The following is a 13,785-nucleotide window of genomic DNA, read 5'->3' as shown; positions in this document are numbered from 1 at the left end:
GCGCTTTAGCGCCACTCTATCCTTACGTCAGAAGACTGCAGCGTTCGTATTTCAGTGTCATATTCCCCCCACTAAAATCATTTCAGAACACTTGCCGTTTGCGCTTTAGCGCCACTCTACCCTTACGTCAGAAGACTGCAGCGTTCGTATTTCAGTGTCATATTTCCCTCCACTAAGATCATTTCAGAACACTTGCCGTTTGGGCTTTAGCGCCACTCTACCCTACGCTCAGGCTTACATGCGTTTCTGAATTGATGTATGGGGAAAAGCTATTATGTCACGGTACGCATCACTCTCATTTCCAACATCGTCTTGGTGTCGAAAGTTAATAACACTATCCAAATCCAGGTCGCGAACCTACACGTTACTTTTCGCCTCTGAGTCGCGGGGAGAGTGGTGCTATGCACTATAAGCTCTTATGCAGTATCGTCTTCTTCCTGTGTCATTCCCCGTTCTGATAGGTGCGCGGTTGCATATCAGAATCGTTATAAATAAAGCCCAGAGCAAGAGACTTCTCGCTCCGGACTTATAGATTTTCAGGATTAAGGATTAAGGTTTAAGGTTTAAGGTTTAAGGTTTAAGGTTTAAGGTTTAAATGATTATAGGTTAGCTTATTAACTTATCCGCTATTGGGTTCTAAGCTGCTTTACTTTTTCACTTATTTGCTGCTTAGGTTCTAGGATTTGCTGCGAGCGCTTCTGACCGGGCTGATGAACCAGTAGGCCATTCCGACGAAAACGGCCCCACCGACAATATTGCCGAGTGTGACGGGCACCATGTTGTGCAGCCAGCCCGCCAGCGTAATCGTGTCCGGATGCTGCGGCAAGAGCAGCGCCACGGTCATGAGCGACATGTTGGCTACACTATGTTCGAACCCGATGGCGATGAATGCGTACAGCATCCACCAGATGAGCAGCAGCTTTGCGACGTCTTCCTTTGCACGCATTGATGTCCAAATGGCCAGGCAGACGAGCCAGTTACATAAAATTCCGCGAAAAAACAACTCCGTCACCGGCATGCTCATCTTGTTCGCCGTCGCTGCGAACAGCAAATGTTCTGGCGGAATGCCGCCGAACACGCCTGAAGTTCTAATGAGCAAGCTGAACAGAACCGCTCCGAGCACATTGCCGGTAAAGACGATACCCCAGTTTTTCAACGTTTGCATCCATGGTGTTTTGCCGGATAAGCTGCTTACTGTAAACAGCATGTTATTGCCGGTGAACAACTCTGACCCCGCAAAGATGATGAGTGTGAGCGCGATTCCGAACGACATGCCCATCACCATCGGAACGGCGGGCGATCCTGCTGCTTTAAAGTTGCCGCCCACTGTGAAAATGAGCACGATTCCAAATCCGACATACGCCCCTGCAAGCATTGCAGCCACCACATACCGGAGCAACCCGCTGGACATCAGCTTCTTTTTTGCTTCGACTGTTTCATTGATTTTTTCCAATGTCGGTGTATACATGGGTTTCTCTCCCTTCGAGCGTGTGTGCCGAAACGCAACGCTTAACGGTTCACATCACAGCGATATAAACCGAATCCTCTTCAACCCGCACCGCGAAAGTGCGCGCCTGCCCTGTATCGGGCGCTTGGACGCACCCGTCGCGCAGATCGATTTTCCAATCGTGCAGCGGATCGTACAAATAATGGCCAGACACGATCCCCTCGCTCAACGGTCCGCCTTTCGGATGCGGACTGCGGTTCTCAATTGCATATACGCCCTCCGTCGTGCGGAATACGGCTACCTCTACACCGTTGATTAATATGACACGCCCTACTCTGGGCATGAAGTCATCCTGCTTGCCTACGGCAACCCATGCCGCTTCCCTATTTATTGCCATATGCCAACGCTCCCTTCACCACTTTAACTCCGTTATTGTTGAAACACGACTTTACCGAACATCTTGTCGCGCAGCCCTTTATCGCCGATAACTTGCTGCCACGGTTCCTCTGAACGCGACGATAATGCCTCATCCATCCGTGCCACCAGTTGTTTGCGCCCCTCCGCGTCTTCGACCGTCGTCTTGTGGATGTGTTCCAATCCGATTCGTTCCACCCAGTCCGAAGTGCGCTCCAAGTAATTTGCCGTTTCGCGATAGTGTTGAAGGACTGCGGCTGTAATTTCAATTAGCTCTTCATCTGTCTTCACCTTGCAGAGCAAGTCAGCCAGACGCGCCTTAATGCCGCCGTTGCCGCCGATATAAATTTCCCATCCGCCGTCGTTACCGACGATGCCGATATCCTTCGTGCACGATTCAGCACAGTTGCGCGGGCAGCCGTTAACAGCGAACTTTACTTTAGCAGGATAGTCAATGCGCTCGAACTTGCGTTCCAAGAGTGCGCCCATTCCCATCGAATCCTGCGTGCCGAAGCGGCAATAAGTCGCGCCAACGCAAGTCTTGACGGTGCGCAGCGACTTGGCATAGGCATACCCGGAAGGCATATCCAGCTCCTCCCATACACTGGGTAAATCCTCCTTCTTCACGCCGACGATATCGATCCGTTGTCCGCCAGTCATTTTCACAAGCGGCACATTGTATTTTAAGGATACGTCTGCTATCTTCTTCAATTCCGCAGGTGTCGTCATACCGCCGTACATGCGCGGAACGACTGTATAGGTGCCGTCCTTCTGAATGTTCGCGTTCATGCGCTCGTTGACAAAGCGCGATTCTTTCTCGTCCTGATACGTCTGCGGCCAAATCATGCCCAAGTAATAGTTCAGTGCCGGGCGGCACTTCGAGCAGCCTTCCTCCTGCTTCCAGTCGAGCACGTTCATGATCTCTTTCGTCGCGCGGAGCCCCTTCTCGCGAATAGCCGCTACAATCTCGTCGCGCGACATCGTCGTGCAGCCGCATATCCCCTGCTTGCTCCCCCCAGCTTCAAAGCCGTCCCCGAGCACATGCTGCAGCAGTTGTTCTACTAAAGGCTTGCATCCGCCGCAAGAACGGGATGCGCCTGTGCAGGCTTTCACCTCGTCGAGCGTCGTTAAGCCCTGTTCCGTGATGGCGTCCACAATCATTTTTTTGGTGACGCCGTTGCAGCCGCATACGATATCATCGTCGGCAAAGTCGGCCGCCGCATTCGCTTTGGTGCCGCAGCAACCTCCTGTTCCGGTCAGTTCGTTGTAGAGCTCCTCCGTCATTTCCACGCCTTGCTTGACGAGCCGTTCCAATTTTGATGCGTCATCGATATTGCCAAAAAGCACCGCGCCAGCGATGACGTTGTCTTTTAAGACGATTTTTTTGTAGGTCCCTTTCCAAGCATCGTGGAACGTCACGCATACGCATTCCGGCGTCTCCAGGAACAAGCCTGTCGAGAACACGTCCACGCCGGACACCTTCAGCTTCGTTGAGCATACCGAGCCTTCATACGGCTTCGTCTCCACTCCAGCCAATCCCTTAGCCAACACCGCCCCTTGTTCGAACAACGGGGCGACGAGGCCATAGCACACACCGCGGTGCTCCGTGCATTCGCCTACGGCATATACGTCCGGTGCTGAGGTGCGCATATAATCGTCAACCACGATGCCGCGGTTGACGGTCAGTTCGCTGGCACGAGCAAGCTCCACGTTCGGGCGGATGCCGACGGCCATAACGACGAACTCCGCTTCCAGCTCGGTACCGTCGCTGAAGCGCAGTCCTTCGACTCGCTCTCCCCCGATCAGCTCGTGCGTCTGTTTGCCGAGCGCGAACTTAAGCCCTTGCCGCTCCAGTTCCGTCTGCAGCATCCGGGCGGCCTTCTCATCCAGCTGCCGTTCCATCAGGAAATCCGGCAAATGGACAACCGTTACGTCCATTCCAAGCTGTACGAGACCTTTCGCTGCCTCGAGACCTAGCAAGCCACCGCCAATGACGGCTGCTTTTTTGTACAGCTTCGCAGCCTCCATCATCCGGTCGCAGTCTTCTATGCTGCGGAATCCGATGACGCCTTGTTTATCCACTCCTGGAACCGGCAGGATGAACGGCGTCGAACCCGTGGCAATAATGACACGGTCATAACCGACTTCGTGCCCGTTGTCCATCACGACGACGCGGCGGGTCGTGTCCACCCTAGTCGCTGTCGTGCCCGTATGAAGGGTAATGCCCGCTTCGTCGTACCAAGCACGCGGGTTGATGACAATATCATCCATCGTCTTGCTGCCATCCAATACGTAGGACAGCATAATGCGGTTGTAATTTGGATGCGGCTCTTGACCGATGACAGTAATGTCGCAGCTGTCGGTCAGCTTCATCAATTGCTCCGCCGCGTTCATTCCCGCCATCCCATTTCCAATAACGACCAATTGCAGTTTCCGTTTCATGATTGGTTCCTCCTCCATCGCCCCGCATGATGTAAGCAAGCGGACTACAAACATGTACATGTTCTATTTTTCACATATTATACCGAAATGTGCCGTTCTTCCTCTATCCCTATCTAGCTGCATGTTCCCAATGAACTTCACAGTCATGATACGCTGATTACACCTGTATCTTACTGGAAATATATGAACCCGTAGTGTGATTACACTCACTCCGATTATGGCAATATTCACAAATTTAAAAATCTGCTATCAGCTTGTCACAATTTGTTCATCCAAATGGTCGGTTCATCAATATTCCGGATCATAGGGCTCAAAGGGTGCATGATTAATTTAAAAATAGGAATATCTTATAAAGACAAACTATGTGCCTTCAACTATAATGGGTTGTGAACAATTTGCTGACTGCAATGAATAAAGGAGCTATATAATATGAGTCTTTCTTATGTATGTCTGTATGATCCGAACATGCCCATATCTATGGATCCCCTTCGTTCGGACATTCTGCAAACGCTTACTGAAAAGTGGAATATTGTGCAAGCGGATCGTTTGTCCGAGACGCTAGATGGTCTTCAAGACGGAGTGTTCATCAATCTTCACGCCCCTTATTTCCCTAAGCATGCCTGGAAATCAATCTTGTCCTTCCTGCAACGGGGCGGGAATCTGTTAAGCATTGGCGGAGCGCCATTCCGCACTCCTGTCTATCAGGACGGCAACAGCTGGATTGCCGAACCGGAACAGACCGCATATCACCAGCAGCTGCAAATCCATGAATGCATGACTGTTAATGACGAACGCTTCTCCCGCTTTGTAGCGAACGAAGAACGTCCTCTCTTCGCCGATGCGGTCTTCGCATGGGAGAAAGAGCCAACGTGCAGCTTCGTGCTGTGGGTGACACGGAACGACGATTGCCCAGGAGAACATGGGTCGGCAGGATCGATGGATGCACACATTACTCCGCTCGTGACGGCTGTATCCAAGGATCAGCGTGAAATCGGCGCGCCTGTCGTCCTGCTCGAGAATACGAAGGGCACCTTCTCCGGATCACGCTGGCTGTTCGTAAATCAGCGTCTCTCAGAAGCTTTCTGGAATCTGTCTTCTATCAAGCAATTAACCGACTGGGCTGAATACTGCGCACAAGGTGTAAGCGAATGGTGGTTGAAGCCAAGCGTCGCTTGTTACGATCCGGGTGACAGACCGAAATTGACGCTGCAATCGCAATATTTGCCGCAAGCGAGACACGCTTACCGCAATGGAACCCCTTTGTTGAGAGGATGCGAGTATGCGGAAGACCGTCCCAACACGTGGCTGGGGGAATTGACGCTTCATGATGATAGCGGTAACCTTCTATGGGGGGAAAAGCTGGAGCTTGCTTGCGGCAGGGAGCTGGAAGTGATGTCCTTCCTTCCTGACATACGATTAGAGCCGGGGATGTACCGGGCAACTGCAAGCTTGCGCAGCAGCCTCGGAGAAGTGCGTCATCTCCATCAAGGGTTCTGGTGCCGGGATGAAGCGCTTCTGAGAAGCGGCTCCTTCTTAACGGTCAGCCGCGATTATTTCGAGCGCGACGGCGAACCGATGCCGATAGTCGGCATGACGTATATGTCCAGCGATGTCGCGCGCAAGTTCATTTTTCTGCCGAACGCAGCGGTATGGGATCGCGATATGGCGCAAATGAAGCGGGCCGGCATCAACATGATTCGAACTGGAATCTGGACGGCTTATCGTCATGTGATGTATGTGGACGGCCATCCGGCCGAGGATGTGCTGCGGGCGATCGACGCCTTCTTCCTGACGGCCAAAAGGCATGGCATTGAGGTCTGCTTCAACTTCTTCTCCTTCGCACCAGAACTGTGGGAAGGGTCCAATCCGTATCTTGATCCGCGCAGCGTGGAAGCGCAGAAACGATTCATCGGCGCCATTGTACAACGTCATCGTCATTCCACCCACGTGCATTGGGACTTGATTAACGAACCGTCCGTATTTGATCCGAAGCGCGTGTTCGCCGGACCGCGCAGCGCGAAGGATAAATACGAGATTGCGGCGTTCAGGGAATGGCTGAAGGAACGATATCAAGGCGATATTCGGCTGCTGCAGGAACGTTGGGCAATGACACCGGATCAGGTGCCGGGGTTCGGGGCTATCGTGCCTCCGGAGCCGCAAGACATTAATTTCAATTCACAGGATATGATACGGGAGAAAAAAGGAACACGCTGGTTAGACTATGCGCTGTTCTCGATGAACATGTTCAACCGTTGGGTCTACGCGATGCGGGACACGATCACGTCCTTTCAACCGCAGCAGTTGGTCTGCGTTGGACAGGATGAAGCGATCGCTTCCCAACGTCCAAGCACGTTCTTCTACGAAGGAGCGGTTGACTATACGTCCAATCACTCCTGGTGGATGTATGATCAGATCGTGTGGGACAGCGTATTTACGAAGACACCGTATAAGCCGAACATCATTCAAGAAACGGGCATCATGTACGCGCTGACCCCGGACGGCATGGCGATGCGCTCCGAAGAGCAGCTTCGCAACATACTGGAGCGCAAATACGCCTATGCATTCTCTACCGGCTGTGCCGGAGCCATTCAGTGGATTTGGAACACGAATTTCTATATGAACAACGTCAACGAATCCAATATCGGTGCGCTGCGGGCAGACGGTACGGAGAAGCCCGAAGCTGATGTATCCTACGATTTCGGCGCCTTCATGAAAGACACAGCTTCCCTGTTCAAAGAGCGGGAATTGGAGCCTGTCGTCGTTATCTATCCGGAATCTAACGATCTATCCAACCGCAGAATGGCAGTCGAAGCCACTTCGTCAGCCTCGCGTGTACTTGCCTATGAGCTTAAGTCACCGTTCCGCGCACTCGGTGAGCTTCATTTGGATGCGTTATACGCTCAGCCGGCACAGCTCATTATCGTTCCGTCCGCCCATCATTTGACGGATGATGCTCTTCATAAGCTGCTCAGCTTCATAGAACATACCGGCGCCACTCTGCTCGTCACCGGACCGGTCGGGCGCAACGAATATTGGCAGCCGACTTCGCGCTGGGACAGCCTCGTCGGCGAGCGGCAGCTGCATAACATTTTACGGGAAGAGTGCTTCCTGCTTGAGGGCGACTGCATTCCGTTATCCTATGGCGGCAAGAAGATTATGCAGGTCTATAAGGAAATCGATAGCACAGTTGGGACGCAAGCATGTCCGTCGCTCATCCGTCGTCAGATCGGCAAAGGGACATTATTATGGATCGGTTTGCCGGTGGAATGGAACGATCGCCCCGCTTCCATTGCCTCGCTGTATGATTATGCTATGAAGACGGCTGGAATCGGACAAGAGATGGAATGGGAAGAAGGACAAGACATTAGCGGCATTTACGGACGCCGTATATCCTTCGCCGCTGGCGATTTGTACATTTTCGTATCCGAATACAGCCAACCTGTTAACGTGCGCATCTCCCATCCGGTTCATAAACATTCCTACAGCTTTGAGCTTGAGAGTGAGCGAACTGTGATGTTTGCCACAGATGAGAAAGGTGACATCATCGCAGTCTATCGTCCGCACGAAGTAGATATTGACTCACATTCCGCATGTTAGTCTAACCATAACAATACAAGAAGCCCTTGAAATTCAGCTCGTCTTGCGACAATTCTGAATTCAGGGGCTTTTTCTTCATACATCATGGTTCGTCAGGGCGAAATAATCAATTCCACACGATCATCCGGTTCAAGAATCTGCTCCATCCCCTCACCCGGCTGCAACTGTTTGTCATTCACTTTAATGTTGACCGTTACGGAGCTGTCCAGCTTCTTCTTGCCGATGCTTGTCACTTCTGCTCCGTCTGAAGATAACTGAATTTGAGCAAATTCCCCAACAAGATCGCTGACTTTCATCTGTTCCTGCCATGACACAACGTAGGAATTTGTAATTTCAGGCACCGTCTTCCCCCCCTCAATTCGCAGCGTGAATCCGGGAGAAGGAACCGCATTCGTTTTTACATCATGTCGTTTCACAAATACGACGATCGAATCACTTGGCTGTACATGGCTCTCCATGGACTCGGGCTTCCGCAGTTCCTCATCGTTCAACAGAATGCCCCACCCCATCTTGGAGTCCAACGACACGTCCCCGACAGATGCGATCGTGATGTTATCTTCCGCTAATTTCACGGAGCCTGATTGCTTTAACGCTTCGGACACCGTCATTCCGGACTTCCACTCCAACGATATATGCTCAGATAAATTTGGTATATAGGATCCGCCATCAATTTTTATCGCAATTTTTGGTGTCGGAACTGGATTTTCTTCGGATATCATGTCATTTTGATCAGGTGCTTTAGAACACGCTGCGGTAAAAAGAAGCAGCAGCAACGCGATAAGCGTTCCTCTCCTCTGTACACGCCTAATGTAGTTGAGCGTCTGATTTATCATGCCTTCACTCACTTTCTTGCCCTCTATTTCAACTGCATACATCGGACTTCTAAGTCTATTATGCAGCAAAGAGAGTAAGAAATCGTATCAATCCCGTAACAAAAAATGTCCGTTTGTTCATTTATCGACAACATGGGCCGGCGATATGATGACATTTTTATAGAGGCTGTTCAATAAGCCCCCTTTTGAACATGCACTTATATGACAATTTCCTCCAATATTTTTTTCATGTACGTGCGCCGGGCAGCTAAAAAGTAAATCGTCTGCATCAGCACGAACATGCCGACCACGATGAGAGCGTACCACATCACGTTAGTCATCAACAGGTTGCTTAACGTCTTCATGGCGAATATCGTATGCATGCTGCCAACCAGGCAAGGAGCAAAGAAGATGAGACCGACCTGCACCGTCACGACGTGTCGGATCTCTTTAATCGACAACCCAATGCGCGTTAACGCCCTGAAATGAGCTTGATCATCCTGCAGCTCCGTAAACAATTTAAAGTAAATGACGCTTCCGCTAGCAATAAAGAATAGCAAGCTGATAAACATGCCGATGAATAGCGTCAACGATGTCGCATGCCTATAATCATTCCACATCTCTACACGGCTTGTAATCGAATAGCTTCCTTCTTTCGGCAAGTGGTCGCGAATTTTCTGTTCCAGCTTTATGGAGTTCTCCCAGTTGCTCCAATTGTACACTTGAATGGTGCGAGCCGTACGGGACGGAGCCGCTGCATACATCTGATCGATGACCGGATCTTCCACGACGATCAGGTTGTACCCGTAGTACCTCGGATCCAGAACCGTTTGCTGCAGGCGCTTCGTTACTTGCAGCATCATGCTATGCTCGGTGTCGTTAATGGTCGCCTTCATGGGACCTATATATTTCTTCTCGTTTACCGGTTCTTGCTTCATTTCATTTCCATACATCCCGTACCACGATTGATTGACGAGAATCGCTTCCTTCCCGGAGACGGACAATTGGTCTGTATGCAAAATGTCGGCCAAGCGGTTATAGTCGGATACGGAAATCATGCCGGTATAGTCGTCTTCAAATTGTTTCCCTTTGAGTCCAACCCGCACATGTCGTACCTCGGCATAATCCGTAACCTTGAACCCATCATCTGCCCCCCATCCCTTCACCAGCTCAGGAAGGAGTACAGGAATATCGTTTTTTGGTGTACCCAATGTAAATACAAAAGGATTACCATCAAGGGTTTTCTGCTTCATCCCCTGATCAATCGCATAAAAAGTCGCTGTTGCCGTCAAGATGACGGTGCACAATATCGAAACATTGAATAATACCCGCGCATTATCTTTCATTTTATACGCCGCTTGCGACACGTTAAGTAAATGCGTACGGCGGTAGTAGAAACTTTTATTTTTCTGCAAAAGCCTGATGATTGCGACACTCAGTTGCGTATATAAAAAATACGTGCCGAGCACCGTAAATCCGATCGTCGGCAGCGCCGTTGCGACAAACAGATCCATGTCCGTAACAAACGCCAATCCATAACCCAGCACTAAGGAGAACAGTGCCAAAATAACAAGCACCCATGAGAACTTTGGCGGCGTCTTCGGTTGCTTCTCCGAGTGTATTAAATCAATAATCTGCGTACGACCTACTTTTCTGAGAGAGAACAATGAAATCGCAGCAAACAATACCAAATAACCTACGACCGTCAGAATAATAGCTGACGAATCGATGTAGAACCGAATCGGAGATTCCACTCCAAGAATACGGGACATCGCCAGCAGGAACAGCTTGGCAGCTACAGTTCCGATTCCGATTCCGACGAGAATGGCTAGCGAAGAAATAATCATATTTTCATAAAAAACTAAGCGACGCAGTTGGGTCTTCGTCATTCCGAACAACGTAAGGAGTCCAAATTCCTTCTGTCTCGATTTCAAAAATGCCGAACTGGAGTACAGGGTGAAAAAGAACGAAAAAATGATAATCAAATATTCACAGGCCACCATCATTTTCTGCACTGAATCGCCGCCGCGAATATTTCCGTTCACAACATCGGGATGATAGATGAATGCGGCGTAGACGAAAAATATCATCACGGCAAAGGCACTGCTTAGGAAATAGGCACTGTATCGGTGCCAGCTTCCACGTATATTACTGGTAGCGAGCCGTCGGAACGTCATCGAAGTTCCCTCCTAACAAGCTTAACGAATCCAAGATATGCTGGAAGAAGGTCTGCCGGTTCGCTCCACGGCGAATTTCCGAGAACAAACGTCCATCTTTAATAAAAATGATTCGTTTGCAGAAGCTTGCGGCAAAGGCATCGTGCGTCACCATCAGAATGGTGCGGTTCGCATTTTCATTCAAGTCTTCTAATGCTATCATCACGTCTTTGGCAGACTTGGAATCCAAGTTGCCCGTCAATTCATCGGCCAGCAGCAGTGAGGGCTGGTGGATGACGGCTCGCGCGATCGCGGTGCGCTGCTTCTGTCCGCCCGATACTTCGTAAGTACGTTTGTCCAATATATGTTCGATACCAAGCCAATTTACGGTTTCTGCCAAACGACGTTCAATTTCTTTCGTATTCACTCCATCCAGCGCGAGCGGCAAGATGATGTTTTCCTTGATGCTTAGTGTGTCCAACAGGTTGAAATCTTGGAACACGAATCCAAGCTCACGGCGGCGAAAATGTGCCAATTTCCGATTGTTCAGCTTCGTTGGATCCGTCCCATTTATAAAAATATTGCCTGATGTCGGGCTGTCAATCGTTGCCAAAATATTAAGTAGGGTCGTCTTCCCGCTTCCGGAAGGACCCATAATTCCTACAAATTCACCTTCCTCCACTTGCAAGTTAATATCCTGCAGCGCAGTATAGGTCATCTTCCCTTTCGTTCCGTACACTTTCGATAATTGTTCCGCCTTTAATACAGCCATGAGCAGCTAACTCCTTTCCGTCCTGCCTATCCTATGCTTTGTCAGTATTCCATTCGATATGTTCTCAGTATACCCCCTTGGGAATCCCTTCCGACATCGAATAATCTTTCAATCCGATTTCCATCACTTACGAATTTGTAACCTTCAATAATAACAGCCCTTCTTCTGTATGAAGAAGGGCTGGATCTCTGGCTATGGCACATTTTTAAGATCGTTGAATCAAATCGTGGTGCAGTGCCGTCGTCGAGAACAGCAGCGTCACCGCAGTTCCTTCGTTAAGCTTGGAAGCGATGCTCACGTTATGTCCGAGGCGGGCGCAAACTTTTCCTACCAAATAAAGCCCCATACCGGTTGCATCCCCTTCTTTCCGGCCATTTTCACCCGTAAAGAAAGGTTCGAACACGCGCGGAATATCCTGCTCTGCAATGCCGACGCCTTCATCCTCCACCTGTAGACGAACGACTCCATTCGCTTCCTCCACAAGGAATTGAAGCGACTTATTGCCGGGCTTGTCCTTCGAATATTTAATGGCGTTGGTCACCAATTGAGTAAGGATGAAGGATAACCACTTCTCGTCACTTTCCACGATGACGTCACCTGGAGTTACCTTCGGGTAAATCTGATAGCGGATAAGCGCTTTTTTGTTCTGATTGATCACTTGTCGGATCACATTTTGCAAATGAAGGCCCGATACGTGCAAATCCAGCTCGAATTTGTCGAGTCGGGCGGTGTGCAGCATCATATCCAGCCCTCTTGTCAAGCGGTCGCCCTCTTCGCTTATGCTAGAGAGGAGTTGCTCCGTCTCTGTGCTCGTCAAATCATGTGAAGGCTGCTGGGTTAGCAGATGGATGACCGATAGCGGTGTTTTCATATGGTGAACCCATTGATTCGTAAAATGAACATGCTGTTCCCTATCCTGACGCAAAGAGAGCAGCTCGTTCATAAATGAACGGTACTGACGGGTCACCAATGAGTGCATCCGTTTCTGCTCTCTCGTTACAGGATGCTGCAAACATAGCGTGAAGTCGCTATCGCTCATGTTCGATTCTGCATTGTAAATCTCTTTATACCAGCGGCGCTGATTCGTATAGTCATACACTAAGCCCGCCATCATTACAATCGCTCCGAGAATGAAAATATAAACCAAACTCTCGCTGTTCACATATCGCTGCCCGATACCGAGATCCAGCCATACGACGACTAGAGACAACGCAATCGCAATCAAGCACGAACAAATGATAGTCAAGCGGTCCTTCACATATTGGAGAAAGGTCATGCCAGGTCTCATTGCTCCACCCACGATGCCAGCATGCGGTACCCTTGCCCCCGAACTGTCTCAATTGCTTTGTGTATCCCGATTTCCTCCATCTTCTTGCGCACTCTTGTCACGTTTACGGTCAGTGTATTGTCATCGACGAAGTCGACATCGTCCCATAACGTTTCAAGGAGCGTTTCTCTGGATACGATATGTCCAATTCGCTCCATCAAGCAGCCGACCAGGAGCGCTTCATTCTTAGTCAAGTCCACCCGTTCGCCCTGCCATTCCAACGTATTTTTTGAACGGTGCAGCACAAGCCCCTGAACAACCAATTCTTCTCCATTACCTCCGCCATTTGCCGCGTACTCGCCGTACGTGCGGCGCAGCACGCCTTTCACCTTAGCCAGGAGCACATCCAGATGGAACGGCTTCGTAATAAAATCGTCACCGCCATTCTCGATGGCCATCACCTGATCCATCTCGCCCGTGCGCGCAGACACAAAAATAATCGGCGCATTCGTTACATTGCGGAACTGCCGGCACCAATAAAACCCATCATATGCCGGAAGATGAATATCGAGCAGAATCAGGTCCGGATTTATCGTTAATAGCTCATCCTTCAACGCTTTGAATTGAGTAGCCCGTACGACGTTGTAGTCGTATTTCGCAAGGGAAGATTGTAAAATGGAAGCGATCTTGTCATCGTCCTCCACGATCATAATGGTGTACATACTAATTCCTCCAACCGTCAACAGTTTCGCTGCATACTTTCCTGTTTTAACATCATATCACAAAGAAATGTCCTTTATATAGATATGATTCAGTCAAATACATCTAACCGGAGCATCTTTTGTAGGCAAATGTTCCGGTCCTAAGGGCCGTTGTAC

General features: G+C 49.9%; 9 protein-coding genes. 1 reads left to right on the top strand and 8 read right to left on the bottom strand.

The window, feature by feature from the left end; translation table 11 throughout:
• Nucleotides 1-676: 676 nt before the first annotated feature.
• The 3 genes from M3650_RS16775 to nirB are packed head-to-tail and all read right to left on the bottom strand — an operon-like array spanning nt 677 to nt 4,303.
• Complete coding sequence (locus tag M3650_RS16775; protein WP_251576458.1) at nt 677-1,468, bottom strand: formate/nitrite transporter family protein; 792 nt, start codon at nt 1,466-1,468, stop codon at nt 677-679.
• Between the two features lie 49 nt (nt 1,469-1,517).
• Nucleotides 1,518-1,844: a nitrite reductase small subunit NirD gene (gene nirD, locus M3650_RS16770; protein WP_251576455.1), complete on the bottom strand. Its 327-nt coding sequence runs from the start codon at nt 1,842-1,844 to the stop codon at nt 1,518-1,520.
• Between the two features lie 32 nt (nt 1,845-1,876).
• The gene (gene nirB / locus M3650_RS16765) at nt 1,877-4,303 is read right to left on the bottom strand and encodes a nitrite reductase large subunit NirB (RefSeq protein WP_251576454.1); all 2,427 of its coding nucleotides are present in this window, start codon (nt 4,301-4,303) and stop codon (nt 1,877-1,879) included.
• Between the two features lie 429 nt (nt 4,304-4,732).
• On the opposite strand from nirB, the gene M3650_RS16760 reads away from it, so the two are divergent.
• The gene (locus tag M3650_RS16760; protein ID WP_251576452.1) at nt 4,733-7,900 is read left to right on the top strand and encodes a beta-galactosidase; all 3,168 of its coding nucleotides are present in this window, start codon (nt 4,733-4,735) and stop codon (nt 7,898-7,900) included.
• Nucleotides 7,901-7,992: 92 nt separating this feature from the next.
• On the opposite strand, the gene M3650_RS16755 is transcribed toward M3650_RS16760, so the two are convergent.
• The 5 genes from M3650_RS16755 to M3650_RS16735 all read right to left on the bottom strand — a co-directional run bounded on the left by M3650_RS16755 (nt 7,993) and on the right by M3650_RS16735 (nt 13,629).
• Nucleotides 7,993-8,775 (bottom strand): hypothetical protein, encoded by a 783-nt coding sequence (locus M3650_RS16755; RefSeq protein WP_251576449.1) that lies wholly within the window; start codon nt 8,773-8,775, stop codon nt 7,993-7,995.
• 155 nt (nt 8,776-8,930) lie between these two features.
• Complete coding sequence (locus tag M3650_RS16750; protein ID WP_251576447.1) at nt 8,931-10,889, bottom strand: ABC transporter permease; 1,959 nt, start codon at nt 10,887-10,889, stop codon at nt 8,931-8,933.
• Nucleotides 10,861-11,640: an ABC transporter ATP-binding protein gene (locus M3650_RS16745; RefSeq protein ID WP_251576445.1), complete on the bottom strand. Its 780-nt coding sequence runs from the start codon at nt 11,638-11,640 to the stop codon at nt 10,861-10,863. The genes M3650_RS16750 and M3650_RS16745 overlap by 29 nt, the downstream gene beginning before the upstream one ends.
• A gap of 205 nt (nt 11,641-11,845) precedes the next feature.
• Nucleotides 11,846-12,928 carry a sensor histidine kinase gene (locus M3650_RS16740; RefSeq protein ID WP_251576443.1) on the bottom strand — a complete coding sequence of 361 codons (1,083 nt, stop codon included), beginning with the start codon at nt 12,926-12,928 and terminating at the stop codon, nt 11,846-11,848.
• Nucleotides 12,925-13,629 (bottom strand): response regulator transcription factor, encoded by a 705-nt coding sequence (locus M3650_RS16735; protein ID WP_019424034.1) that lies wholly within the window; start codon nt 13,627-13,629, stop codon nt 12,925-12,927. The genes M3650_RS16740 and M3650_RS16735 overlap by 4 nt, the downstream gene beginning before the upstream one ends.
• Between the last annotated feature and the right edge of the window lie 156 nt (nt 13,630-13,785).

Source organism: Paenibacillus sp. MER TA 81-3 (genome assembly GCF_023713585.1).
GTDB lineage: Bacteria > Bacillota > Bacilli > Paenibacillales > Paenibacillaceae > Paenibacillus_B > Paenibacillus_B profundus.
Note: the sequence above shows the minus strand (reverse complement) of the source record. Positions and strands in the feature narration are given on the sequence as shown.